The following is a 25,518-nucleotide window of genomic DNA, read 5'->3' on the forward strand; positions in this document are numbered from 1 at the left end:
GGGCGCGTGTCACAGCGGTTCGCGATACTGCGGGGGCTGAACGCAAGGAGAGCACGATGAGCCGAATCTTCGATACCGGGACCGACGACATCGCTGTCGAGATCACCGACGGCGTGATGACGATCACGCTGAACCGTCCCGACCGTCGCAACGCGATGTCCACGCCGATGATGGACGGGCTCGTCGCTGCCATTGCCGATGCCGAGGTGGCATCAGACGTGGGGGCGCTGGTGCTGACCGGTGCGGGCGGTGCGTTCTGCGCCGGCGGCGATGTGAAGGGCATGGCGGCCGCTGGCGGCGAGGGCGGCGGCAGCCCGCTGCAGTACGACGCCCGGGTGCACAACCAGCGCCGCAACCAGCGCGATACCTCGGGGAAGCTGTACGAGATGCCCAAGCCGACCATTGCGGCGCTGCCGGGGGCGGCTGCTGGGGCTGGCCTGTCGATGGCGCTGGCGTGCGACCTGCGGTATGCGGCGCCCAACGCGATCATGACCACCGCGTTTGCCCGGGTGGGGTTCAGCGGCGACTACGGCGGCACGTGGTTCATGTCTCGGCTGATCGGCTCGGCCAAGGCGCGTGAGCTGTACTTCCTGTCCGACCGGGTCGACATGGATCAGGCGGTGTCGCTGGGCTTGGTGAACGGCGTGTTCCCCGCGGAGAGCCTGATGGACGAGGTGGGTGCCATTGCCCGGCGGCTGGCCAACGGCCCGACCGTGGCGTACCGGTACATGAAGGAGAACCTGAACCGGGCAGTTCACGGCGACATGGGCGAGTGCTTGGACATGGAGGCGGCGCACCACATCCACACCGGCCAGACCGACGACCACAAGGAAGCGGCGCAGGCCTTCGTGGAGAAGCGCGACCCGGTGTTCCACGGTCGTTGATCCTCTAACAACCATTCGATTTCTGCGATTGGCGGCGCGGGCTGAGCCGTACGCTGGTACGGATGCGGAACGAGGTCGAACCAGGTCAGGTTGATCTGGCGCGCGTCCCGCAGGTCGCACGCGTTGGGTCAGGCACCCCGGTCATCGAACGTCGCGATGGCCAGGCCGGTCAGCAAAACGGCCTGGCCGCGGCACCCCGTCCGGCCTCTGCAGTTCGGTCGGCCACGGCGGCTCGTCCCGTCCCCGCTGCAGATCGTCAGGTTCCTCCAGCGCCTCCGCAAGTTCGCGAAGCGGTGTCGGGCCGAGCTTGGCGGGCGCTCACTGTGGCGTCGCTGGGAACGGTGCTGGTGGGTTTCAACAGCACGGCTTCCAACTTGGCGCTCGACTCGATCCGCGACGGCTTCGCCGGCGCAACGGCCTCCGACGTGGGCTGGGGCATCGCCGGGTTCATGATCGGCACGGCTGCGTTCCTGCCGCTGGCCGGACGTCTCGCCGACAGGATCGGCCGCAAGCGCATCTTCCAGATCGGGCTGGCGCTGTTCGCGCTGTCAGCGGTGTTCTCCGCCATCGCGCCCACCGTGTGGACGCTGAACATGGCCCGAGTGCTGCAGGCGATCAGCGGTGCAGCGATCCTTCCGGCGTCGCTGAGTCTTGTGCTGCCGTTGTTCCCCGAGTCGAGACGAACAACCGCGGTGGGACTCTGGTCGGCATCGGGGCCGCTGGCCGCCGCGATTGCACCCCAGGTGTCCACGCTGATGCTGGCCGCAGCGGGTTGGCGCGTGCTGTATTTCGTGAGCGCTCCGATTGCTGCGCTGCTTTTTGTCGTGGGCTGGCGCGTACTGCGAGAACAGCCGACACCGCCGAGACACCAGCGGCTCGACATCGTGGGAGCGACCGCCGGCACGGTGGCACTGCTGGCAATCGTGACGCCGCTCATGCAGGGCAAAGACTGGGGATTGCTCTCGCCTGTCGCACTGGCACTCGGCGGGGTCGGTGTGGTGGCACTGGCAGTCTTCGTCTTCAATTCATTACGCCATCAGGAACCGTTGCTGAACCTGCACCTGTTCCGTCGGCGCAACGTGTGGGTGACGCAGCTGGCCAACTTCCTCGTCGGCCTCTCGTCGCAGTCGCTGTGGCTGCTGTGGCCGTTGTTCCTGCTCAATGTGTGGAACTACGGGGTGGCAGCGGTCGGGCTGGCGCTCACACTGGGCCCGATCGCTGCGGGATTCTCCACGATCACGTTCAGCCGCTTGGGCGAACGCTGGAATGCGGTCGGCTTCTGCCGGACCGGCTCGGCAATGCAGATCGCCTCCGTCGGCTGGATGGTGCTGACGTTGGGGACCACGCCGAATTACTGGTTCGTCATGGCGCCCAGCATCGCCCTGTTTGGCTTGGGCTGGGGCATGTGCGTGCCGCTGCTCAACAGCGTGGCGCTCAAGGCGGTGCCCGAGAAATACTTCGGGGAAGTCAGCGGGCTGTTCAACACGCTGCGCTACGCATCCGCGGCGATCGGCATAGCGGCGCTCTTTGCGGTGCTCACTGAAGACTCCGGTGCGGCTTCGCTGATCTACTACCAGCGGGCGCTCGTGTTCTTCCTGATTGCCGCCTGCGTCGGGTTCATGTCGCTGTGGATTCCGATGAGTCGGCCTGGCCAGTCAGATCGCTAGCCGATTCGCGTTGATGCCGGGCGCGTGCGTCTGGCACGCTGAGCGACGGTGTCGTTGGATCAGATGCTCCGGCTGTTCGCGGTGGCCGCGCTGGCGTGCAATGTCGCCTCGCTGGGCCTCGTGGCGGCGGCCGTGCTCCGACGTGGGCGCGGCTCGGACGCCCGCGGGGCGGCGGTTGTCGGCGCCCGGGCGGTTGTGGGCGTTGCGGCGCTGTTTGCGTTGGGTGCCGCGCTCGGTTCGCTGTACCTGTCCGAGATTGCGCATCTGGAGCCGTGCCGCTGGTGCTGGTTCCAGCGCATCGCCATGTACCCGCTCGCGTTGGTGCTTGTTGTGGGTTGGTTTCGGCGGGATCGCGGGGTTCACCTGTACGGGCTGCCGATGTGCCTGGCGGGCGCTGCGATGTCGACGTGGCACTACCTGCTGCAGCATTTCCCGGATCTGGAGGGCGCCACGACGTGCAGCATCACGAGCCCGTGCGCCGTGCGGTACGCGTGGGAGTTCGGGTTCGTGTCGATCCCCTACATGGCCGGCAGCGTGTTCGTGCTCGTCGGTGTGCTGCTGAACCTGTCGCGCCACCGTGCCTGATGCCGCAAGCGCCTTCCGTCGCCGGCATCATTCGCTCCCGTTCGTTGCGGGCCGTCAGTCATGCTTCGCGCCTGAACATGAGGGGGCGCGAAAGGCTCCTACGGTGGTGGTGATGATGAAGAGGGTTTCATGAGATTTCTGTCACGGCTGATTCCTCGATCCACTGGCGGGCGCTGGGCGGCAGGCCTCGGCGTTGCCGGTGTGATCGGGGTCGGCATCTACCTGGTGTTCTTCGTCTTTGCGTTCCATCTGATCTTCGTGGATGAGGTGGTCGACGAGGCGGGCCCCGAGTTCGCCGTCGAGGTCGACATCGACGAGCTGATTAGCGAGGCGCTCGAGGCCGGTCCCGTTGCGACGACGGCTGCCGTCGCCGAGACCGGCAGCGATGACCAGCCCGCCGACCAGTCGATGTCGGTGGGTGAGCATGATGCTGACACTGACGCATCAGACGGGTCAGCCGGTACTGCGGAGACTGACGGTTCAGCGGGGTCTGCTGGAACCAGCGAGTCCGCCGAGTCTGCCGAGACTGACGCATCCGGTGAGCCCAGCGAGCCCGCTGAATCTGACGCGTCCGCCGGTTCCGACGGGTCCACTGAGTCTGCCGAGTCCAGCGATTCTGGGGAATCAGGGGAGACCGAGGATCAGGGTGTGCGGGTGGCCTACGTGGGCAGCTTCGGGCCCCGGTCGCACCCGGCCGAGGGCACGGCGGTGGTGCTCACCGACGGCACGCAGACGTTCCTGCGGTTCGACGACGACTTCGCCACCGACAACGGCCCGGACCTCAACGTGTACCTGCACACGGCGGGCCCCGACGCATCGGTCGATGATCTTGTGGGCGACTTCATCGACCTGGGCGACCTGAAGGGCAACATCGGGGCGCAGAACTTCGTGATTCCCAGCGATGTCGATCTCGACCGCTACAACACCGTGTCGGTCTGGTGCGTCCGATTCCGCGTGGTCTTCGGCACCGCTGCGCTCGCGCCGATGAACTAGCCAGCCGCCGGCCGCTCTGGCCGCATGGGTCACGGTTTGGCGATTCGGCCCAGCCTCTAAGGTCCGGGCATGATGGCGGGGGCGGTCAAGGACGGGCGGGCCCATCTGGCTGCGCTCGACACCGACCGGGCGGTCTTTCTCGATGGCGAGCTGATCACCCGGGTCGCTGAGCATCCTGCGTTTGCCGAGAGCTGTCGGGCCATTGCTGGGCTGTACGACTTCCAGGCCGCGAATCAGGACCTGATGACGTTCGACATCGGGGACGGCCGGCGGGTTAACCGGGCATGGCAGATGCCTCGCTCTTATGACGAGCTGGTCGCCAAGCGTCAGGCCATGACGGCCTGGGCCGAGCTGCATGCCGGCTACATGGGCCGCTCGCCCGATCATCTGGCCTGCGCCGTGTCGGGTCAGCTCATGGCGCTCGAGCTGTTCGAAGAGCACAACCCCCGCTGCGCCAAGGCCTACTGGGACTACTACGAGTGGGCCCGGGCCAACGACATCTTTCTCACCTACGTGATCATCAACCCCCAAGGCGACCGGTCGCGGGCGTGGGGCGATCAGCCCAAGCAGATCAGCACCCACATCGTCGACGAGGGGCCGAACGGGCCGACGGTGCGTGGAGCCAAGATGCTGGGGACCGGCTCGATCATGGCCGAGGAGGTCTTCGTCGCGAACCTGCAGCCGCTTCAGGCCGGCGAGGAGGATCTGGCCATCTCATTCGCCGTGCCGCTCGACACGCCGGGCATCAAGATCGTGTCGCGCAAGAGCTTCGAGCAACATGCCGTCAGCCCGTTCGACAACCCGCTGTCACACCGGTTCGACGAGAACGACGCCATCATCTACTTCGACGACGTCACCGTGCCGTGGGAGCGGGTCTTCGTGTACCGCGATGTCGACATGTGCCGGCGGCAGTTCCATGACACGCCGGGGCACGTGTACCAGAACTACCAAGCGCAGGTTCGGCTGGTGGTGAAGCTCCGGTTCCTGCTGGCGGTGGCCCGACGGCTTACCGAGACCATCGGCACGCTGAACATGGTGCAGGGGAAGCTGGGCGAGCTGGCCGCCCGGGTGGCCTCGATCGAGGGTCTGCTGTTCGGCATGGAGGCCAGTGGATGTCGTATGGGCGAGTACTACGTGCCCAACCGGCACCTGCTGTATTCGGCGCAGGTCACCACGCAGGCGCTGTACCCGCAGCTGATCACCGAGATCCGGGAGCTGGCCGGCGGCGGGCTGATCATGCTGCCGTCGTCGGTCGAAGATCTGTCCAATCCGGAAGTTGCCAGTGTGCTCGACAGCACGCTGGTGTCGGCTCGTGAGGGCGAGGGGGCCTACGAGCGGATGAAGTTCCTGAAGCTGGCCTGGGACGCTGTCGGCTCGGAGTTCGCCAGCCGTCACACCCAGTACGAGATGTTCTACGCCGGCGCCCAGTTCGTGACCCAGGGCCACAGCTTTCGCACCTACGACTGGGAGGGCGCCGACCGGCTGCTCGAAGCGATGCTCCAGGGCAACGACGCCGACTGGAAGGGACGCTGATGGAGATTCGCAAGATGCTTACGTTCGTGGAGGACACGCGCAGCGAGGCCGGCGAGGCGGTCGATCCGGTGCTGCGCAAGGTGGCCGTGGTGGCGGTCGTCCGCAACGAGTACGCGGGGCGTCACGTGCAGGATCTGTCGCCGTACTACGAGGCCAGCGTCGAGATCGGCAACGAGATCGCTGGGCTGGCGGTGGAGCAGATGAAGCCGTACTCGATCGAGAGCTATGGCAAGGCGGCCATCGTGGGGCTCGACGGCGAGCAGGAGCACGGCGTGGCGCTGCTGACCACCCCGTACGGCAATGTGCTGCGCGAAGCGGCCGGCGGCGGCTCGGCCTGGATCTCCTCGGCGGCCAAGCGTGCGCAGCCCGGGGCGTCCATCGACATCCCGCTGGCGTACAAGGATGCGTTGTATGTGCGCTCGCACTACGACGCCATGAGCATCACCCTGCACGACGCCCCGCTGCCCGACGAGATCGCCGTGATCTGCTGCTTCGCCAACCGCGGCAGACCCCATCACCGAGTCGGTGGCCTCAGCATTGACGAAGCCGTCGGCGAGGACGGGCTGACCTGATGCGGACGGCAATCACCAACATCGGCGCCGTGCTGTCGGGGGACTGGCGCGATCCGTTCGTTGAGGCCGACACGGTGGTAGCGGACGGCGGCCTGATCGAATCCATCGGCGATGCTGATCTCGGGTCGTGCGACGTGGTGATCGATGCCGGCGGTGCCACGGTGGCGCCGGGCCTGATCGACTCGCATGTGCATGTGGCGTTCGGCGACTTCACGCCCCGCCAGAACACGGTCGGCTACCTCGAGAGCTACCTCCACGGCGGCACGACGACGGCGCTGTCGGCCGGTGAGGTGCACATCCCTGGTCGACCGCACGACCTGGCCGGTGTGAAGGCCCTCGCGGTCGCTGCGCACAAGTGCTACGAGAACTTCCGGCCCGGCGGCATGCGCGTCCACGCCGGGTCGCTGTTGCTCGAGCCGGGACTCGAGCCGGACGACTTCGCCGCCGTGCGAGCCGACGGGGTGTGGCTCTCCAAGGCCGGCTTCGGTGCCGTCGAGAGCGCCAAGGACTACGTCGAGCTCGTGGCCATGGCCAAAGAGGCCGGACTTGTCACGACATTGCACACCGGCGGCTGCTCGATCCCCGGCACGTTCCCGGTGACCGGCGAGGACGTGCTCGACATCAAACCCGACATCTCGTTCCACATCAACGGTGGCCCGGTCGCCATCGAAGACCGCTACTACGACATGATCGCCCCGACCGGGATGGGCATGCAGGTGTGCGCTGCGGGCAACCTGCGCACCGGCATCCTCGCCGCCGAAGCAGCCCACCGCCACGACGCCTTCGACCGCCTGCTCATCGGCACCGACACGCCCACCGGCAGCGGGATCATGCCGCTCGGGATGCTCTACACGATCATCCACATGGCGGCAGTCAGCGACCTGGAGGTGACTGACCTCATCGGCGCCGCCACCGGCAACGTGGCTCGGATGTTCGGGCTGAACAACGGCTTGATCGCCCCGGGCCGCGACGCCGACCTGATCGTGATCGACGCCCCGCTCGGCGGCACCAAGGACACCGCGCTCGATGCCATGAAGAACGGCGACATGGTTGCGGTGGGTGCCGTGATCACCGACGGTGTGCCCCGATTCGTCGGCCGCAGCCGCAACACGCCGCCCACCACCCGCCAGGTGCAAGTGGCCCGCTCGTCGGTGCTTCGCGAGTTCTGATCAGGCAGCCACCATGAAGCGCACGTTGAGGTGGAGGTAGGCGTTCGGGTTGGGGTGCTTCGCCCAGATCGCCTGCCACTCGGGGCCGCTGAGCTGTGACCTGAAGCCCTCCTCGCGGGCCTCGCGGCTGGGCCATCGGATGATCCAGCACACGTTCGGCTGGCCGTGCGGCGACACCTGCGGATCCGACCCGGCGACCTCGGGCTCGTGACCGTCATCAACCCAGAAGTCGATGACGTCGAGGTTCTCCCGCAGCCACGGCGCTGCGTGCTCGGCGGCCCACTCCTTGTACGCCTCGAACCACTCGGGATCGATGGTGTAGTCGCGGACTTCCACGATTGCTTCTGACATAGGCACTCCCTTCGCTGCCGCAGAATCTCCTGCGGGTGTGAGCGCAGTCTTGCAGGGGCCTGTGACACCCGTCTGATGGTGGCCGCGCCCCCGCGCAGGATCAACTGCCGTCGGTGGGGATGGCTTGGATGTCTTGGATCACGTCGGGCGGCAGGTCGGCGCCGATGTCCATCGACACTGAGGCGTTGACCTCGTCGACCAGCCCGTCGAAATGATCCGCGATGGCACCGCCGATCTGGTCATGACGCCCAACGGCGGCGAACAGTCGCACGACGTCGTCGTCGACGCAGCCGGCCATCTCGCCCCAGCCGTCGTTGCGGGACAGGTGATTCAGCTTCTCGCCGAGATCGCCCAGGTCGTGCTGCTCGAGCACCGGCCAGTACGCCCGCGTGCTGCCGTAGAAGCCGATCCGGTAGCGCACCCACTCGACCATGCGGTCGACCGTCTCGTCGTCGGGGCCGGTGCAGATGAACCCGCCGCCAGTGATCCAGAAGTCGCTGCGGCTGCGCCCGGCCCGATCGAGGCCAGTCTGCAACTCGGGCATCACCTCCCGTCTCAGGTAGTCCGGCGTGCAGAAGCCGTGCAGGCGCACGCCGTCGCAGTGCTGCCCGGCCACCCGCAGCATGGCGGGCCCGACCGCAGCGATCATGATCGGCGGGGCTGCGTCAATCGGCTCGGGCGTGAAGTTGGGCGTCATCAGCGAGAACTGGTAGTGCTCGCCCTCGTAGCTCAGCTTCTCGCCGGTCGACCATGTATGCCAGATGGCACGGATCGCCTGCACGTACTCGGCCATGCGGGGCGCCGGTGCCGACCACGGCACGCTGAACCGCCGCTCGTTGTGCCCCTTGACCTGGCTGCCGATGCCGAGCACGAACCGCCCGTCCGAGGCCGCCTGCAGATCCCAGGCGGTTGACGCCGTCACCATGGGGCTGCGGGGGAAGCTGATGGCCACGCTGGTCGCCAGCCGCACCCGCTCGCTGTGCACGGCCGCGATGCCCAGCGGGATGAACGGCTCGTGGCGGTTCTCCATGGTGACGACGCAGTCGTAGCCGTCGGCTTCGATCCGGCGCACCTCGTCGGGCACGGCTCGCAGGTTGTGCTGGGGCAGGGTGGCGCTGACGTGCATGGGGTTCTCCGATTTGCTGGGGTCCAATGTTGCCGCGGACGCCGGCCGGCTGCTGTTCTCGCTGGCGCCGTGATAAGCGCTGCCGCCTGTGCCTCGCACCCGCTGCGAACCTGCCCCGAGCAATGAGTCAGCGCCGCACGGGTGGAAACAAGTGCCAGTCTTCACGACAATTGATGGCGCCGGGGCTAGGGTGGCCGGCGTGAGCGACACCACGGCCACGCTGAGGGTCCCGGCACCGGCCGCAGAGGTGTGGGCGGTGCTGGCGGACTTCGGCGAGATCGTTCGCTGGGCTCCCATCGTGGATCATTCGTGCCTGCTGAGTGCCCAACGGGAAGGTGTGGGAACGGTGCGGCGGATCCAGTCCGGCCGCAGGACCGTCGTCGAACGGGTCGTCGAGTGGGTTGATGGCGAACGGCTCAGCTACGTCGTGGAAGGACTGCCGTCGGCGATCCGGTCGCTGCGCAACACCTGGCAGCTCGACGATGACGGCGGCTCGACTGAGGTCACGCTGACCAGTTCCGTGGATGTCGGGCCGCGCCCGCCGCAGCAGTTGGCAGCAAAGGTGCTGAGCCGCCAGCTCTCGAAGGTGTCGAACCAGATGCTGCACGGCCTCGACGATCACCTGCGAAAGGCCGCTCGATGAACGCTCGGCCCGACGTCGTGATCTTGATGACCGACCAGGAGCGGGCCGCGCCTCCCTACGAGCCGGCCGAGGTCAGTGCGTGGCGCAAGGGTCTGGGCGCCGCATGGTTCACAGAGCATGGCGTGTCTTTCGGTCGCCACTACACCGGATCGCTGGCCTGCGTGCCGAGCCGGCCCACGCTGTTCACCGGCCAGTACCCCGACGTGCACGGCGTCACCCAGACGAATGGTCTCGGCAAGATGGCCGACGACAGCCGGATGCGCTGGCTGAGGTCGGGCGAGGTGCCCACGCTGGGCCACTGGTTCCGGGCCGGCGGCTACGACACGCACTACCAGGGCAAGTGGCACATGAGCCACGCCGACCTGGTCGGCGCTGCGGGCGTCCCGCTGGCGACCAATGACGACGAGGGTCAGATCGACGGCGACGCCGAGCAGGCGTATCTCGACGCCGACCCGCTCGACGAGTTCGGCTTCTCCGGCTGGATCGGGCCCGAGCCTCATGGCGCCGCACTGGCCAACAGCGGCCTCGCGCGCGACCCACTGTTCGCTGACCGGGTGGTGGCCTGGCTGGAAGATCGGTACGCACGCCGGCGGGCGGGCGAGGCGGCGGCGCTGCGGCCGTTCCTGCTGGTGGCCAGCTTCGTCAACCCCCATGACATCGTGTTCGCTCCGGTGTGGCTCGGCCCGGCCTGGCTGCGCCGCGGCAGGGGCGAGATCCCGCTGACCGCTGCCGAGCCGCCGCTGATACCGCCGTCGCCGACCGACGACGAGGATCTGTCCACCAAGCCCGCGGCGCAGATTGCCTACCGGGCGTCGTACCCAACCACTTACGGGCTAGCGCCGGCGGTCGAGCGGCTGTACCGCAACCACGCGGCCGAGTACCGCAGCCTGTACTACCGGCTCCACGCCGAGGTCGACGGCCCGCTCGACCGGGTGCGCCGTGCGGTGACCGAGGGCGGCTCGTCTGACGCAGTGCTGGTGCGCACGTCGGACCATGGCGAGCTGCTGGGCGCCCACGGCGGGCTGCATCAGAAGTGGTTCAACCTGTATGACGAGGCGACGCGTGTGCCGTTCGTGATCGCCCGGGTGGGCTCGAAGGCGACGGCTGGCCGGGCTGTCGATGCGCCAACGTCGCATGTCGATCTGGTGCCGACGCTGCTGTCGGCGGCGGGGATCGATGCGGCGTCGGCCGCCGAGGAGCTGCGGGGCAGCCACACCGAGGTGCACCCGCTGCCGGGCCGTGACCTGATGGATGTGGTCGACGGCAACGCCGAGCCCGATCGGGACCGCGCTGTCTATCTGATGACCCGCGACAACATGCCCGAGGGCGACTCGGGGGCCAGCGGGATGGCCCGCCGGATGGGCAGGACGCCGCCGCCGCTGCGCATCCAGGTGCCCGCCCATGTGGGTGCCAACTTCGAGAGCCTGGTCTGCCGGGTGGCCGGGGCCGGAGGCACGGCCGGGAGTGGGGCCGGCGGCTCGGGCGGGGGCAGAGATACGGACGGGGCCGGGGACGACGACGCGGGCCATCTGTGGAAGATCGTGCGCACGTTCGACGATCCGGCGACGTGGACCGAGCCAGGCGTGCGGCATCTGGCGGCCGACGGCCCTGCGGGAGAGGTGTACCGCACCGAGCCGTTGCCCGATCAGTGGGAGCTCTACGACCTCGACGCCGACCCAATCGAGGCGCACAACCGCTGGGCAGACCCGAGCGCGAAGGAGGTGTTCGCTGAGCTGGAGCAGCGCTTGGCTGTCGAACGAGCCCAGGCTGTGCCCGAGCGCAACCAGCCATGGCCCTACGCCACCCGAACGCCCAGCCCGCTCCCAGCCACGACGGGTTCTGCTTCGAAGAAGGTGCCACCGCCCGCCCGTGCGCTTCGCAAGGTGCTGCAGCGGCTCGGCATGCACCCGGAAGACACCGAGACGACTGACGCCGACGGCGCCGGGCGGCGGGCGCTGATCGTGGCGACGAACCACGGCGTGCTCGACATCGGCAAGCCGACCGGTGTGTTCGCCAGCGAGATGACGGTGCCGTACTACGCCTTCGCCGATGCAGGCATGTCGGTGGACATCGCCAGCCCCACAGGGGGAGTCGTCCCGGTGGACCCCCAGTCGGTGCGTGCCCCGGTGCGCACCGAGGCCTGCGACCGATTCCTGGCCGACGACGAATTCAAGGCCAAGGTGAACGACTCGCTCGCCATCGGCGAGGTCGATATCGCCGCCTACTCGATCGTCTTCCTGGCAGGCGGCTGGGGTGCGGCGTTCGACTTCGGGTTCTCTGAGGAGCTCGGCCGCAAGATCACCGAGGCCAACCAGCGCGGCAGCGTGATCGGCGGCGTCTGCCACGGCCCGCTCGGGCTGCTCAAGGCGAAGGCCGCCGACGGCAGCCCGCTGGTGGCCGGCCGCAGGGTGACCGGGGTGACCGACAAGCAAGTCCGGGAGCTGGGCATCACCGCCACGCCGCAGCATCCCGAGGCCGAGCTGCGCAAGGCCGGCGCCCTGTTCGAGAGCGTGACCCGGTTCCGCGACCCGCTCGCCAACCACTGGGTCGTCGACGGCAACCTCGTGACCGGCCAGAACCAGAACGCCGCCCCGATGGTGGCCCGCGAGATGCTCAGACTCATGTCATGACTGACCGGCATGCGGCCGGCGCCCGAGGAGGCGCGTCATCCGATACGCCCGGCGCCAAGGTGACCGCAGATGGCGGGGCGTCAGAAGCGGGTGCGTGCATCAGTGACTGATCGGGTGCCACCGGGTGTGGAGGCTGGCCCTCCGCCTGATGATGCGACGCCGGCGGACGGCCGGGTTGCTCGACGGGAGCGCAACATCAACGCGGTGCTCGACGTGGTGCTCGAGATGTTCGCCGAGGAGTCGCTGTTCCCAACCATGGAGCAAGCGGCGGCCCGATCAGGACTGTCGTTGCGCTCGCTGTATCGCTACTTCGCCGATCCGGGCGAGCTGCTCGAAGCCACGATCAGGCGCAACCGTGAGCGCACCGTTCCCCTCACACGCCTGCACGCCATCGGCAAGGGCCCGCTGGACCGCCGCATCGACGACTTCGTGGCGATGCGCCTGCGCTTGTACGACTCGATCGGTCCGGAATACCGGGCGACCCTGGCGCATGCCCACCGGCTGCCTCGCATCAGCGAGCAGCTCGCCACGGCCCGCGACGAGATGCGTCAGCAGTTCAAGCTCCAGTTCGCCCCCGAACTCGAAGCCCGCACGCTTGACTCGGGGACAGACGCCCCCGGGTCGGCGTCGCGCTCGCCTCGGCCTGAGACCGATACGCCGACGTCAGGCACGGCGGCAGACGGCGACGCAGTGCTCGCGGCAGGCGACCTGCTGACCCAGCTCGACTCGATCGACTACCTCCGCCGCCACCGCGGCCTGTCCGCCGCCGAGACCAAGACCATTCTCACCTCGACCCTGAACACGCTTCTCGCCTGAACCGGCCGTCCATGCGCCCTCGGCAGTGTGGTGGTTCAGGACATAGGAACCTTATGTCGCGAGACATAGGAACTTCGGCTGTGCGGTCCAGGGTGTGCGATGTCGCGGAATCGCCTGGTGATCATGGCTGTTGTGGTGGAGGGGCGAACCCACGCTGATGTGGCTGCTCAGTACGGGTTGTCGCGTTCGTGGGTGACCAAGCTGGTGGCTCGCTGGCGGGCTGAGGGCGAGGCGGCGTTCGAGCCCAGGTCGCGTCGCCCTCGCAGCTCGCCGGCCCGCGTTCCCGACGCGGTGACCGATCTGGTTGTGGGCCTGCGCATCGAGCTGGCCGCCCAGGGGCTCGACGCGGGGCCGGCGACGATCGCGTGGCATCTGGAGCGCCGTCACCAGATCATGGTGTCGCCCTCCACGATCCGGCGGCGTCTGGTCGCGGCGGGCCTGGTCACCCCCGAGCCCGCCAAGCGGCCCCGCAGCTCCTATGTGCGATTCGCGGCGGACCTGCCCAACGAGACCTGGCAGACCGACTTCACCCACACTCGGCTCGCCGACCGCGCCCCAGCCGAGATCCTGACCTGGCTCGATGACTGCTCCCGCTACGCACTGTCGGTCACCGCCCACCGGCGAGTCAGCGGCCCAGCAGTCGCCGACACGTTCACAAAAGCAGCAGACCAGCACGGGTGTCCCGCCTCGGTGCTGTCAGACAACGCCATGGTCTACACCACTCGCTACGCCGGCGGCCGAGGCGGCAAGAACGCCCTCGAGACCCTCCTGGCCGACCTCGGCGTCGCACAGAAGCACTCCCGCCCCAACCACCCCAGAACCTGCGGCAAAGTCGAGCGCTTCCAGCAGACCCTCAAAAAATGGCTCGCAGCCCGACCCCCCGCCCACAGCGTCGACCAGCTCCAAGCACACCTCGACGACTTCACCGACGAATACAACAACCGCAGACCCCACCGCAGCCTCGGCCGCTCCACCCCGGCGGTCGCCTACCGGCGCCTGCCCAAAGCCACACCCCAACCCCACAACAGCCCCACCCACCACCGCGTCCGCACAGACCGCGTCGACAAAACCGGCTCAGTCACACTGCGCCACAACGGCCGACTCCACCACATCGGCATCGGCCGCTCCCACACAGGCACCCCAGTCATCCTGCTCATCGCCGGACTCAACATCCGCGTCATCGACCACGACACCGGAGAACTCATCCGAGCCCTCACCCTCAACCCACAACGCGACTACCAACCCCAAAACTGACAACCGCGCAGGTTCACAACGTTCCGATGTCTCGCGACATCACACATGCGCCCTCGGCAGGATTCGAACCTGCGACGCACGGTTTAGGAAACCGACGCTCTATCCCCTGAGCTACGAGGGCGGGGACTCCCTCGAAATGTACTGCTGGCCCTGAGCGGGCCTGTCAGGAATTTTGTGTATCGGGCGTGATCTGAGGGTCCGCAGCCGGGGGCTGTGGGCTGGAGAGGATCATGTCTGTGACTGATCATGACATGCCGGCTGTGCCGGCGAGCGAGGCTGCCGGCGAGGCGGCGATGGCCGACTGGGCCGAGCAGCTGGTGGCCCAGGCCCGCGCTGAGGGCGTGGAGCTGACCGGTGACGGTGGCCTGTTGACCGGGCTGGTGCGCCAGGTGCTCCAGACCGGTCTCGAGGTCGAGATGACCGAGCATCTGGGCTATGAGCGTCACGCTCCTGAGGGCCGCGGCACCCCGAACTCGCGCAACGGGTCGACGCCCAAGCGGGTGACGACCGAGATCGGCGAGGTCGACCTGGCGGTGCCGCGTGACCGGGCGGGCACCTTCGAGCCGACCACGGTGCCCAAGCACCGGCGCCGTCTCGACGGGCTGTCGGGCAACGTGATCAGCCTCTATGCGAAGGGGCTCACCACCGGGGAGATCCAGGACCATCTAGCAGAGATCTACGACACCTCGGTGAGCCGGGAGACGATCTCGAAGATCACCGACGAGATCGTCGCCGACATGGCGGTGTGGCAGAACCGGCCCCTTGAGCCGGTCTACGCCGTGCTGCTGATCGACGCGATCGTCATCAAGGTCCGCGACTCCCAGGTCGCCAACCGGCCCGTCTATGTCGCCATCGGCGTCGATCTCGCCGGCGAGCGCGACGTGCTGGGCCTGTGGCTGGGCCCCGCAGGCGGCGAGGGCGCCAAGCAGTGGGCAGCGATGCTGACCGAGCTGAGAAACCGAGGCCTCGCTGACGCGTTGATCGTGTGCTGCGACGGGCTGCGGGGCCTGCCCGAGTCGATCCGGGCGACCTGGCCCCAGGCCACGGTGCAGACCTGCGTGGTGCACATGGTCCGCAACAGCCTCCGCTACGCCTCCAAACGGCACTGGGGGCCGATCACCAAGGCAATGCGGGAGATCTACACGTCGCCCACCGCCGAGGCCGCCGAGGCACGCTTCGAGAGCTTCGCCGAGGACTGGGAGCACACCTACCCCGCCATGATCGGCTCCTGGCGGCAGGCCTGGGACGAATTCGTGCCGTTCCTGGAGTTCCCCGCTGAGCTGCGCAGAGTCGTCTACACCACCAACGCCATCGAGAGCCTCAACGCCAGATTCCGACGGGCCGTGCGCCATCGAGGCCACTTCCCCAACGAGCAGGCCGCGATGAAGGTCCTCTACCTTGTCGCCAACGCCAGACGCAAAAACCGCAGCAACCTGACCGGAAAGACCAACGGCTGGAAGACCATCCTGAACACCCTGACCGTCCACTACGGCGACCGGATCGCCGACCACATCCGATGAACACCATCACGGCCGGTTACACAAAAAATCTGACAGTCCCCCCTGAGCTGCCGGACTCGCGGCGTCATTGCGCTGAGGCGCGGGGCGGGGCGGCCCCGTCGGGTTCACGGGCCCAAGGCCCGCTGGGGTTCAGGGGGCTCTGGCTTGCCGTTTGGCCCGTCGCGGAGTGGGCGTTGGACCGGCTTCTGGTTCTTGGATGGTGGTCCAGGTGCCGTCGGGCTGGGGGATCATCTTGTGGCCGTGCTGGTGAAGGAAGTGGTGGTGCCGGTGGCACAGCAGCACGAGATTGTCCAAGTTGGTCGGCCCGCCGTCGATCCAGTGCCAGACGTGGTGCGCATCGCAGCGTGACGGCGGTTCGTGACAGCCGGGCCAGCGGCAATGGCGGTCGCGTGCAACGAGAAGGCGCCGCAGCCACAGTGACACCGTGCGGCGGGACCGACCGGCGTCGGCTGAGCCGCCTGGGGTGCCCAGGATGATGGGGATGATCTCCGCATCACAGGCCATGCGTCGCACGACCTCGGGCGGCAGTTCGACCCCGGCATCGGTCAGGCCCATCTCATCGGTTTGCCCTCGAAGCGCATCGAGACCGATCAGCACGCTGATCTGCGCCGGCGGCAGCTGCCTCGACGGGTCATGGGCTTTGTCCGGCAGGTTGTCGCTGCGGGCACTGGCGCGGGCGTGCAGCCGGCGGACGGCTGCTGCATCGGCATCGGTGTAGGTGAGGCCTGCCAGCGCATACGCGAGCACGTCGGCGTCTCGCTGGGCAGGGGTGCGCCGCCCGTTGCGTACTTGCTTGTCGTCGATCCAGTACTCGCGGCACAGCGCCTCGAGCGCGGCCTCGACGTGAGCGCCGGTGTCGGGATCGAACTTGGCCCACAGCCGCAGCATCCCCTCGTGATCTCGCCGCCACCCCGCGCCACGGGCCGCCCGCTGACGCTCGAATCGCTCTATCGGCGTCTCGACCGAATGCTCGGTCTCGGCGCGCTGCACCCGGCGGCGGGTGGCGTCGGTGTCTTCGCCGGCGGCGGCCGCGACCAGTTTGGCCCGCACCGGTTCGGGCACACGTGCGTCGCACAGCGTCTCGGCCTGTGCGGCGTTGATGTCGCCGTCTGACAGTGCCTCCAGCACGGTTTCGTGCTCGCGAGTCTTCTCCGCTGCACGAAGCATCCGGCGGGCGTCACGCTCGGACACCCCCGCCGCGTCGCGCAGCGACAGATGCGGGCTCGCATCGGGCGCCACACCCGACTCGTTCAGCACCTCAAGCGCGCCCAGCACCTCGGCCCGATACCCAGCCAACCGATTCGTCAGCCGCTCGATGTCGCTCAGCACGCTCAACAGCTCATCCCGCTTGAGCCCCGCCAGCGCCGCAGCGCTCAACCGGATCAGCGACAGCGGACCGGACGGGTGAGGGGTGGCCAGGCCATCGCTGGCTCGTTGGTCGCCGGTGGGACTGGCGTGGGTGACCGCAGCGCTGCGTTCGGTGTTGGGGTGGCTGGCATCAGCGCCGCGAGCGCTGGCGTCGTCGCTGCGTCTCGTCCCCTCAGAACCATCCCTCAACATGGGAATAACCGTACGAACGGGGTGTCACACGTATCGGGAAGCGTGCAGTCGCAGCGGAGTCGGAATGAGCCACTGGCCGGTTCGACGCCTCCCGCTCGCCGCCGCCAGCATCGTGTCGTGAAGGCCAGCTATCCCTCCGAGCAGGCCAATCCCGCCGGAGGCATCGCTCTCTCTGCCTCCAACGGCGCTGAGGCGGCACGGCAGACGATCGCCGGCGGCCGTTCGCCGACGGACATCCGCCGCAGCTCACCCAAGCCCGCCTCCGCCGCTGGGCACCAGGTCGATGATCCCGATCGACGGCCGCACACCCAATCGCAGCTGCGGGGCGTTGCCTCGCTCACGCCCCACGCCGGTCGACACGTAGATCGGCGTTCCGTGCAGCTCATGCAGCCCGCCGGCCGCAATGTGCCGAGGCACGTTCGTCAGCGTCAACGGAGGCCCCAACAACGGCAACGACACCTGCCCGCCGTGCGTGTGGCCGGCAATCACGAGATCGACCGGCGTCGCCCGCACCAGCTCGATGGCGTCGGGCTTGTGCCCGATCAGGATCCGCACTCCGGCCTGTCCGCCGCCGTCGCGTCCGTCCCCAGCGACTCCGTCCGCTTCCAATCCGTCCCCAGTGACGCCGTCGCCGCCCGCTCCGTTCCCAGTGACGCCGTCGCCGCCCGTCCCATCCTCAGTAAGACCGTCGCCACGCACACCGTCTGCGCCCGGCCAACCACCCACCAACGCCGCCGCCATCCGCCGAGCCGCCACCTCGTCACCGAACAGCGTCGTGCCGCCCACCCTCACCGGCACGCCCCGCACCTCGAACGTGTCGATCTCGTTGTCGAGCACCCGTGCGCCCGACTCCCCGACGATCCGCCGCAGCCCCGCCACGGTGTCGGTGTTGCCGCTCACCAGGTACACGTGCGGCACCTCCCCGACAATCCGCTCGATCAGCCGCGCAAACCCCGGCGCCCGCTCGGCAAACACAGCAGCGTCGAACTGGTACAGATCGCCGGGCAGCACCACCACATCAGGCCCGAACCCCAGCAGACGCTCCACCGCATCCCGCTCGTAGTCGCCGACGCCGGTGGTCTGCAGGTCAGCCAGCACGCCGATCCGGATCCGCCCATCGACACCGTCCGCCGCCCCCGCTGCCCCCACCGCCCCCATCGCCAGCAGCGCCAGCTCCACCCGGTCCACCTTCAGCCAGAACGGCTCCACATAGGTCGCATAGACGCCGACCGGAACGGCCGCCAGCGCCAGCACGCACACCGCAGTGACCACCCGCGGCCGAGCCCGCCCCCGGGCCCCCACGAGCACGATCCCGCCGGCCAGCGGCACCCCCACGGTCCCCACCACATAGGCCACATGGATCAGCGTGAACCCGTCCACCCCGGTGATGAGCAGCCCCCCGGCACCCAGCACTGCCGTGCCCACGAATCCCACGCCCGCAGCACGCCCCACCACCCGCCAGCCGCCCACGCCACCGCCCGCACGCAGCCACCGCACCGCCAAGCCGCCCGCAACAGCCCCCACCAGCACAGCCGCCGCAACGCAGTAGTAGTTCAGAAGCACCGGCCGCACCACCCCGCCTCAGCAGGGTGTCACAGTCGCGCCTCCTGAGCAGCTCGCGAGGGCCAAGCTCGATAAGCAGCATCCGCCCGCGGCTGCTGCCGAACTGGGCGGCTCGTCCACGACACCCGCGCACGTCATCGGACATGGCGGGTAACGCATGAAGCTGCGAGGTGACAGCTAGTCGTCGAGCAGCATCCGATTCGCTCGTGCTCGGCTTGCCCGCAGTGGAATCAGGATTTCCGCGCTGCAGCCGGGCGGCGCTGGCTCTTCGTCATCGACGTGGTTGTCGAGCATGCGCTGGAACCGGCGCAACGCTGCCCGCCGCAGCGCCGTCGACGCATCATCACCGCCGCGACCACGTGAGCCAGCCATCACGTCTCGCCGCGGCCCGGCCGTCGCCGTATCGGCGGCGGCGCCAGCTCAGGGATGGCTCGCTTGAGATACTCGTCGAATCCGGGAACGGTGAAGGCGGCGTAGCCGTGCTCGGTCGCGTACAGCAAGCCCTTGTCGATGAGCTGCTTGCGGGTCGGACCGCATTCAGACGAGGTGCGCTCGAGCAGGTCGGCCACCCGGCTCGCGAGCTGCGCATCTGGCCCGAGTTCTGCCATGGCCCGCAGGTAGGCCTTCTGCAGCTCGGTCGTGCGCTCCAGCCGAACCTTGAAGAACCCCGAGTCCAGCTTCTCCTGCACCACCAGCTTGGCGCGCAGCCCGTCCATGACGTCTATCGATGACCCCGAGGCAAGGTCCCACGCTGCCTCGCCGAATTCCTGCAGGAAGTACGGGTAGCCCTCGGAGAATTCCAAGCCCACGTTGAGGGCTTCGTCGCCGAAGCGCACGTCAAGGAGTCGCGCAGGTTCTCGCAGCACTTCCCGGGCGTCCGCATCGGCAAGCCTCCCGAGGGAGGGGAACTTGAAGAGACGTTCCGCATAGGTCTTGGCGTCGCCGACGAGCTCGTGAATCTGGGGCAGCCCGGCGGCGGCCGCGGTGATGGGCAGCGAGCGCTGGACGGTCTTGTGGACGGCTGCGATGAGCGCCTCCATCTGCGGCCGGGACAAGAAGTGCAACTCGTCGAGCAGCAGCACCACGCCTGTGCCGTGCTCACGAGCGGCCTCGCCGACGCCCACCAGCAGATCGCTCAGGTCGGCATCGAGATCGCCGCTGTCGGCCACGCCCACCGAGACGTCGGCGTCGAGCCCGATCGTGAGATGCCCCTCGGGGTCGACCTTGAGCGTGAACGATCGCAGCGCGCCCATGGCGCCCCTGAGCTTTTGAGACCAACTGCGGGCGCTGATGCTGTGCAGCACGCGCCGCAGCTCCCGGGCAATGCTCCGTCGGAACTGCGCGTCGTCCCATTTGGAAACCTCGATCTCCACGACGTGCCATTCGCGGTCGAGCGCGAGCTGACGGAACTCGCCGAGCAGCACGGTCTTGCCCACCCCGCGCAACCCGACAACGATCAGCGACTTCTCGGTGTGGCCGGCTTCGAGACGATGTAGCAGCACATCGAACTCCTCCAGCTCGTCCTCGCGGCCCACGAGCACTGGAGGCCTGGCGCCCGCATTGGGCGTGTACGGATTGAGACGGCGGTCCATAGCTGCGGCCCGACTCCTCGACGCAGATGCTTTATTGATTTTATAGTACTTTTGGTTTTAGAACAAAAATCTTGTAAACCCTGCAATGTCGCGAACTCGACTCCTCGAGCGACGCCGGCTGTGATCCTGATCGACGAATGGTTCAAGATGAGACGGTTTCCCGGCATCGTGTCTCGAGACGGGCCCACCGGGCGCCGTGCCGGGCTGGCACGAGGGCCTGATGTGTGGGAGATCGTGCGCGACCTCAAACGGCACAGCGCCGAAGATGATCCGGTCCGTCTTGTCGCCGAGGAAACGGGCCTGGCATCCGAACTGATCGATCTGGCGGCCGACTACTACGCCACGTTCCCCGGTGAGATCGACGATCGCATCGCTGCCGACGCCCGGGCCGCCGAAGAATTACGGGCGCTCGCTGAACGCCGTGAACGTCGGCTCTCCCCGTGAAGGCGCTGATTGACGAGATGTACCCGCCGTCGACCATTGCCAATCCATCGCCACCCCCAGGCGTGCACTGGCCGTGAACCGATCAGCAGTCCGCAAATGACAGAGGCCCCTCACAAGGAGGGACCTCGGGTTCTGGACGACGAAGCGCACAGGGTGTTATGTCTCGAGAATACCGCCGAGCGAAGTCCTGATGACCCAGCGGGGCCGTCTTGGCGAGGCGCCTACTGTGAGCATCGTGAACGTCCATTGGCGTCGAGCGCATCTTGATCGCGACTACTTCGCGTGGGTGGCGCGGGTGCTGGCTCGGTTCGGCCTTGCGCTGGCTGGGTCGGCATTCTTGGCGTTCTTGGCCGTAGTCGGACCCGACGTCGGCTCACGGTAGTTCTGGGCGCTCATCGCCCTCGGCATGTCGGTCACCGTGCTCATCGATACACGGATGCGTCTGGGGCGTTCTCGTCGCTGAGCATCCGCGATGCGCGGCATGACCTGATGATCCCGGTGCTGGCCTCAGCCGGAATGGTTGGGCAGCGACGCCATCGCTGGCATTGCCCATGCGGCAGGGCTTCTGTAGGGCTATCCCAGCTTGCGGCCGGTTGACCCAGCCCCGAATTACAGTCCACGCTCGCTGGGAGGCCATGCATGACATCGAAACGCGTCGATCCCTCTGCCTCCGCGGACTCCGCCGAGCTGTCGTGCCCGAAGTGCGGTGCGGCAATGGTGCGCCGGGTCGCGAAACGGGGCGAGAACGCGGGGAGCCAGTTCTGGGGCTGTTCGACGTTCCCGAAGTGCAGGTCGATCGTGCCTATCGATGCACCCGGGCCAAAGGAGCCCCCGAGTGCTGATGACAGCGATCAAACGTGCCCCTTCAGCAGCCCGTCTCCTGAACCGGAGAAGGGACTGTTGCGGAAAGCCGTCGCAGCGGTGGACGGCATCTGGCGCTGGAGCCTCGAAGCAGACGAGCCCGATGCGACGGACCGCTGGAATCCCAAGCATCGTCGCAAGGTGCTCGAATACCTGCACATTCGCGACGGGGAGCGCTGCGGGCTGTGCGGCGGCACCATGAAGCTGAAAGGGGCCCAGGTCGAGCACGTGGTCCCAAAACGGTTCGCGGTGTTTGAGCTCACCGCCGAAGGCGAGGCACAGCAGGGCACGTACTACACGAGCGTGCTGCACGGCATGGAGAACCTCCAAGCAGCCCACCCACGGTGCAACAAGTACAAGGGCAACACGCCCGACATTCGCAGGTGGAGACACCCAAGCATGCCCCGGCTCGTCGTCGCCAAGGCCAATGACGGCCGGGTGCTGATGCTGCCGCCAAAGGACGAGGCATAGGAAAGACCGGCCGTTCTGCGCGCCGAGTGCGTTGCTGCCTGACGTGTGGCGTCCCGCGTGGCTCTTGCGGAAGGCGGCCGGTGTCTAGGCAGCCAGCAGTCGCTTGCGCTGGGTGTGGCCCACATAGGCGAGGCTCTGGGGCGATCGGAAGCCGTGAGCCTGTCGAAGCGGGTGCAGCGGTATCGGTGCAGCCAGCGGCTCGGGGTGCTCGTACAGCAGCGCCAGCGTCGGGACGGTGATGCGCGGCTTGACCCGTCGCCTGGCCCAAATCCGGCACTCTTGTCAAAAGGCCTGCTCATGGCCGCTCTCGCCGGTGGCTTCGCGGACCTGCCCGCGAGACGGCGCTAACGGGATGGCTTCAGCGGAGGCGCTGAGGGCGGACTTGAATGAGTGCCTCTATGCCCCCTGACCCACAGCAGCGACCTGAACGGGCGAGCGCAAGCGGCAGAGGATGGAAGATTGCCGCCGCAGTGTCTTTCGGAGTTGCAGCTGTGTTGGCGGGCGTGCTGCTGGGGCGATGGTGGGACTGGGACGACGACAACCGGGCTGTCGATACGGGGGAGTTCCCGCCCGCAACAGAGTCGAGCGCAGTACTGGACGGGTCCCTAGGAGGCGGTGCGGTGCCGACCGTCGCCGAGCCTGCGACGACGACAGCTCAGCAGAAGTCGGTGCGACTCCCCGACGTTGTGGGGCTCGACCTCGAGACTGCTCGACTGGTGTTGGTTGATAGTGGCATCAGGTCCATCAGGAGTGAGTACACCGCTCACGAACACGTGGCACCGGGGACCGTGATCATGCAACGCCCGAGGGCTGGCGCCGAGATCACACCGGACACAGCTGTCACCCTGACGATCGCCGATCCCCCGGCACCGGTGGCGAGGCAAGAACCCGAAGTCCATCCCCAGGTACAAGCCCAAGCGATGGAGATCGTCGGGGCGATCGCCGACGAGCACAGCGATGAGTGGCGCTGGATTGTCCCCGCGATGGAACGCGCGCAGTTGAGCTTCTTCGAGGACCTGCCGGACAGCTGCGCCAGCGCAATCGGTTGCTACAACCACAGCACGGGCGAGGTCTGGCTGAGCCTCGACGCACTGCGAAAAGAACCCGGCCCGTTTGATCGAAGCAGCAGCAGGGACATCGTGCTGCATGAGCTGGCGCATGCGTTCACCCGCGCAACATCGGCAGGCCAAGCGCTGGAGCACCAGTTCTCGCGCCACTACGCAGGATGTCGTCTCGATCGTCTCGACCTCGACACCGACCGACTTGCAGCCGAGCTGCTGGCAGACACGATGGCGTTCGCTGCGGTCCAGAGCTTGAAGGATCCGCAGAGCCTCGGTCTCGGACGTCTCTTTGGCACTGAAGGCCGGGGCTACGGGTACTTCACCAGTGACGGCTTCGATGGCTGCCTTGCGGATTCCGAACAACCCGACCCATCACTGATGATGGATGTCTACACGGCGCTCTTCGACTGCATGTCAGATCATGCCCTCGACGTATTCGAAGCCAACGAAGTCCTTGTGTTCAACCCGTCGTTTGACGAGAAGGCGGTGTTGCGGACCTGCTACGGAGTCGAGTGCGATGATCGGAGCAACTGCAACGGCTGGTCCGAGAACGATGCGCGGCAAACAGCCGCACGCGACGCGATTCGCGACCGGACGTGTTCAGACGGGATCGTCGGGAGCGGCTTCCTGGAGGAGGCCGGCTGGGAGTCGTTCTGTGGGATGGCGTATGTCCCAACGGATGTGGAGTGCGTCGTAGATCGGTACGGGCGCGAGCCCGATCCTGATCATCGGGGTTCACTCTTTCCAGGGAGAATCGGCGCCGACGGCACCTGCGAGCGGCTGTGACCTCAGCGTGTGCGGCCCCTGTCACCGTGCTGTTTGCCACGTCGGCCAGAGCTTTTGTTCTCGACCGGGTATGGCCCGATCTGGGACTCGCGAACCATGTCAGCCGTGCTTTTTCGGGCATTCGAGGTGATCGGACCTAACAAGCCTCTTGGGCCGAATGCGGGCTGAATCATCGAGAAAAACGCCTAATGAGGGCTTGTTTCAGCCTTCTCGCACGGTCAGGATCGCAGCGGGGACAATTGCCGTTATCCCTTAGGTTCTGACCCCGTATGAATACCTGTGACTATTTCTCCACTGCATGCTGTCCGGGACGCACGCGGAGATCGTGCGCTTGCGGCGCCGGCTAATGACAACTCCCCTTGGGCGAGTTTCTGACACGGAGCTGGTGGCCATGGGCCCGCCGGGGTCGTCGGTAGAAGCGGTCCTGCTCGCAGAATCTGACACACACAACCCGAACGGACTCTCTCGCCACGAGGTCACTCACAACACGATCCGCTGCTACAGAAGCCAATGGCGCAGCTTCGTCGCCTGGGCCACCGCCCGGAGCATCCCAGCAGTTCCCGCCCAGCCCGAACACATCGCCGCCTACCTGGCCGAGCGCTTCGAGCAGCACGGCCACAAGCCGGCCACGCTGCGCGTCGCCGCCGCTGCGATCGCCTACGTCCACAGCAGCTGCGGCCTCCCCAATCCGTGCAACCACCAAGACGTCAAGCGAACCCTCAGGGGAGCGACCCGGGTGGCCGGCAAGGCGCAGAAGCAGGCGAAGGGCCTCACCGCAGACGCACTCGACGCCATCGAAGCCACCGCCTGCCGGCCACGCCTCGGCAAGAACGGCAGACGAGAGAGCGCACACGCTGCCGCCAGGCGAGGCAGCGTCGACATCGCCCTCGTGAGGCTCATGCGCGACGCGCTGCTCCGGGTCTCCGAATGCGCTGCGCTGACCTGGAGCGACATCGAGACGGTGCCCGACGGCAGCGGGCGGCTGCTGATCCGGCGCTCGAAGACCGACCCCGACGGCGAAGGCGCCGTGCTGTTCGTGTCGCCGCAGACCATGGCGGCCCTTGCGTCGATCCGCAATGGCGCCCCAGCGGAACTCCGGGTGTTCGCGCTCAGCCCGAATCAGATCTCGCTGCGGATCAAGAAGGCAGCCGTGGCGGCCGGCCTGGGCGACGGCTTCAGCGGGCACTCGCCGCGTGTCGGCATGGCTCAGGACCTTGCACGGATCGGCGTCGAGCTGCCCAGCCTGATGACCGCGGGACGGTGGCGTTCCCCGACGATGCCCGCCCACTACACCCGCAACGAGACCGCCGACCGGGGCGCAGTGGCGCAGTTCTACAACCACCTGCGGAGCTCCCGCGAGCCGTCTCGCACGGCCTGATCCACACGGGGCGGCTCGGTCTCGGAAGGCCCTCGGATGCGTTGCTACTCTGCGGATTC

23 protein-coding genes, 1 tRNA gene and 2 pseudogenes are annotated in these 25,518 nt (G+C 67.5%); 19 read left to right on the forward strand and 7 right to left on the reverse strand.

The window, feature by feature from the left end; genetic code table 11:
* Positions 1–56: 56 nt before the first annotated feature.
* From ACOGI8_RS02260 to ACOGI8_RS02290, 7 genes are all read left to right on the forward strand, one after another.
* Positions 57–884 carry an enoyl-CoA hydratase-related protein gene (locus tag ACOGI8_RS02260; protein ID WP_419855277.1) on the forward strand — a complete coding sequence of 276 codons (828 nt, stop codon included), beginning with the start codon at positions 57–59 and terminating at the stop codon, positions 882–884.
* Positions 885–946: 62 nt separating this feature from the next.
* A complete protein-coding gene (locus ACOGI8_RS02265) occupies positions 947–2,551 on the forward strand; it encodes an MFS transporter (RefSeq protein ID WP_419855278.1) in 1,605 nt (534 codons plus the stop codon).
* A 48-nt stretch (positions 2,552–2,599) separates the two neighbouring features.
* Positions 2,600–3,136, forward strand: coding sequence for a disulfide bond formation protein B (locus ACOGI8_RS02270; RefSeq protein ID WP_419855279.1), 537 nt, complete (start codon positions 2,600–2,602; stop codon positions 3,134–3,136).
* Positions 3,137–3,265: 129 nt separating this feature from the next.
* Positions 3,266–4,129 (forward strand): DM13 domain-containing protein, encoded by an 864-nt coding sequence (locus ACOGI8_RS02275; RefSeq protein ID WP_419855280.1) that lies wholly within the window; start codon positions 3,266–3,268, stop codon positions 4,127–4,129.
* Between the two features lie 69 nt (positions 4,130–4,198).
* The gene (locus ACOGI8_RS02280) at positions 4,199–5,662 is read left to right on the forward strand and encodes a 4-hydroxyphenylacetate 3-hydroxylase family protein (protein ID WP_419855281.1); all 1,464 of its coding nucleotides are present in this window, start codon (positions 4,199–4,201) and stop codon (positions 5,660–5,662) included.
* Positions 5,662–6,234, forward strand: a complete 573-nt coding sequence (locus ACOGI8_RS02285; protein ID WP_419855282.1) for an amino acid synthesis family protein — start codon at positions 5,662–5,664, stop codon at positions 6,232–6,234. The genes ACOGI8_RS02280 and ACOGI8_RS02285 overlap by 1 nt, the downstream gene beginning before the upstream one ends.
* A complete protein-coding gene (locus ACOGI8_RS02290) occupies positions 6,234–7,403 on the forward strand; it encodes an amidohydrolase family protein (protein WP_419855283.1) in 1,170 nt (389 codons plus the stop codon). Before ACOGI8_RS02285 ends, ACOGI8_RS02290 begins: the two co-directional genes overlap by 1 nt.
* Here the strand turns inward: ACOGI8_RS02290 and ACOGI8_RS02295 are convergent, their stop codons facing one another.
* Together ACOGI8_RS02295 and ACOGI8_RS02300 are read right to left on the reverse strand one after the other, a co-directional pair.
* Positions 7,404–7,754 (reverse strand): hypothetical protein, encoded by a 351-nt coding sequence (locus tag ACOGI8_RS02295; RefSeq protein WP_419855284.1) that lies wholly within the window; start codon positions 7,752–7,754, stop codon positions 7,404–7,406.
* Between the two features lie 100 nt (positions 7,755–7,854).
* Positions 7,855–8,979: a TIGR03617 family F420-dependent LLM class oxidoreductase gene (locus ACOGI8_RS02300; RefSeq protein WP_419855285.1), complete on the reverse strand. Its 1,125-nt coding sequence runs from the start codon at positions 8,977–8,979 to the stop codon at positions 7,855–7,857.
* A 100-nt stretch (positions 8,980–9,079) separates the two neighbouring features.
* On the opposite strand from ACOGI8_RS02300, the gene ACOGI8_RS02305 reads away from it, so the two are divergent.
* The 5 genes and pseudogenes from ACOGI8_RS02305 (at position 9,080) to ACOGI8_RS02325 (ending at position 14,223) form a co-directional block, all read left to right on the forward strand.
* Positions 9,080–9,523 carry an SRPBCC family protein gene (locus tag ACOGI8_RS02305; RefSeq protein WP_419855286.1) on the forward strand — a complete coding sequence of 148 codons (444 nt, stop codon included), beginning with the start codon at positions 9,080–9,082 and terminating at the stop codon, positions 9,521–9,523.
* Positions 9,520–11,361: pseudogene (locus tag ACOGI8_RS02310) on the forward strand (sulfatase-like hydrolase/transferase); the annotation flags it as partial. The gene ACOGI8_RS02305 and the pseudogene ACOGI8_RS02310, both read left to right, overlap by 4 nt.
* Before the next feature lie 219 nt (positions 11,362–11,580).
* A complete protein-coding gene (locus ACOGI8_RS02315) occupies positions 11,581–12,153 on the forward strand; it encodes a type 1 glutamine amidotransferase domain-containing protein (protein WP_419856354.1) in 573 nt (190 codons plus the stop codon).
* A gap of 69 nt (positions 12,154–12,222) precedes the next feature.
* Positions 12,223–12,969: a TetR/AcrR family transcriptional regulator gene (locus ACOGI8_RS02320; RefSeq protein ID WP_419855287.1), complete on the forward strand. Its 747-nt coding sequence runs from the start codon at positions 12,223–12,225 to the stop codon at positions 12,967–12,969.
* Positions 12,970–13,068: 99 nt separating this feature from the next.
* Positions 13,069–14,223 carry an IS481 family transposase gene (locus tag ACOGI8_RS02325; protein WP_419854680.1) on the forward strand — a complete coding sequence of 385 codons (1,155 nt, stop codon included), beginning with the start codon at positions 13,069–13,071 and terminating at the stop codon, positions 14,221–14,223.
* A 48-nt stretch (positions 14,224–14,271) separates the two neighbouring features.
* On the opposite strand, the gene ACOGI8_RS02330 is transcribed toward ACOGI8_RS02325, so the two are convergent.
* Positions 14,272–14,344, reverse strand: a tRNA-Arg gene (locus ACOGI8_RS02330).
* 109 nt (positions 14,345–14,453) lie between these two features.
* On the opposite strand from ACOGI8_RS02330, the gene ACOGI8_RS02335 reads away from it, so the two are divergent.
* On the forward strand, positions 14,454–15,743 hold the full coding sequence (locus ACOGI8_RS02335) for an IS256 family transposase (RefSeq protein WP_419855237.1): 1,290 nt from the start codon (positions 14,454–14,456) through the stop codon (positions 15,741–15,743).
* Positions 15,744–15,872: 129 nt separating this feature from the next.
* On the opposite strand, the gene ACOGI8_RS02340 is transcribed toward ACOGI8_RS02335, so the two are convergent.
* The 4 genes from ACOGI8_RS02340 to ACOGI8_RS02355 all read right to left on the reverse strand — a co-directional run bounded on the left by ACOGI8_RS02340 (position 15,873) and on the right by ACOGI8_RS02355 (position 20,458).
* Entirely contained in the window at positions 15,873–17,303 is a 1,431-nt protein-coding gene (locus tag ACOGI8_RS02340; protein ID WP_419855288.1) for a hypothetical protein, read from the reverse strand.
* 246 nt (positions 17,304–17,549) lie between these two features.
* Complete coding sequence (locus tag ACOGI8_RS02345; protein ID WP_419855289.1) at positions 17,550–18,875, reverse strand: metallophosphoesterase; 1,326 nt, start codon at positions 18,873–18,875, stop codon at positions 17,550–17,552.
* A 168-nt stretch (positions 18,876–19,043) separates the two neighbouring features.
* A complete protein-coding gene (locus tag ACOGI8_RS02350) occupies positions 19,044–19,238 on the reverse strand; it encodes a hypothetical protein (RefSeq protein ID WP_419855290.1) in 195 nt (64 codons plus the stop codon).
* Positions 19,238–20,458 (reverse strand): ATP-binding protein, encoded by a 1,221-nt coding sequence (locus ACOGI8_RS02355; protein WP_419855291.1) that lies wholly within the window; start codon positions 20,456–20,458, stop codon positions 19,238–19,240. Before ACOGI8_RS02355 ends, ACOGI8_RS02350 begins: the two co-directional genes overlap by 1 nt.
* A gap of 147 nt (positions 20,459–20,605) precedes the next feature.
* Here ACOGI8_RS02355 and ACOGI8_RS02360 point away from each other — a divergent pair, with 147 nt between their 5' ends.
* The 6 genes and pseudogenes from ACOGI8_RS02360 (at position 20,606) to ACOGI8_RS02385 (ending at position 25,459) form a co-directional block, all read left to right on the forward strand.
* Complete coding sequence (locus tag ACOGI8_RS02360) at positions 20,606–20,902, forward strand: hypothetical protein (RefSeq protein ID WP_419855292.1); 297 nt, start codon at positions 20,606–20,608, stop codon at positions 20,900–20,902.
* 226 nt (positions 20,903–21,128) lie between these two features.
* Positions 21,129–21,284: a hypothetical protein gene (locus tag ACOGI8_RS02365; RefSeq protein ID WP_419855293.1), complete on the forward strand. Its 156-nt coding sequence runs from the start codon at positions 21,129–21,131 to the stop codon at positions 21,282–21,284.
* Positions 21,285–21,541: 257 nt separating this feature from the next.
* Positions 21,542–21,700: pseudogene (locus ACOGI8_RS02370) on the forward strand (topoisomerase DNA-binding C4 zinc finger domain-containing protein); the annotation flags it as partial.
* 102 nt (positions 21,701–21,802) lie between these two features.
* Positions 21,803–22,234, forward strand: coding sequence for an HNH endonuclease (locus ACOGI8_RS02375; protein ID WP_419856438.1), 432 nt, complete (start codon positions 21,803–21,805; stop codon positions 22,232–22,234).
* Between the two features lie 503 nt (positions 22,235–22,737).
* Positions 22,738–24,081, forward strand: a complete 1,344-nt coding sequence (locus tag ACOGI8_RS02380; protein ID WP_419855294.1) for a PASTA domain-containing protein — start codon at positions 22,738–22,740, stop codon at positions 24,079–24,081.
* Positions 24,082–24,472: 391 nt separating this feature from the next.
* A complete protein-coding gene (locus tag ACOGI8_RS02385; protein ID WP_419855295.1) occupies positions 24,473–25,459 on the forward strand; it encodes a tyrosine-type recombinase/integrase in 987 nt (328 codons plus the stop codon).
* Positions 25,460–25,518 lie beyond the last annotated feature (59 nt).

It is taken from the genome of Candidatus Poriferisodalis sp. (assembly GCF_965204195.1).
Lineage (GTDB): Bacteria > Actinomycetota > Acidimicrobiia > Acidimicrobiales > Poriferisodalaceae > Poriferisodalis.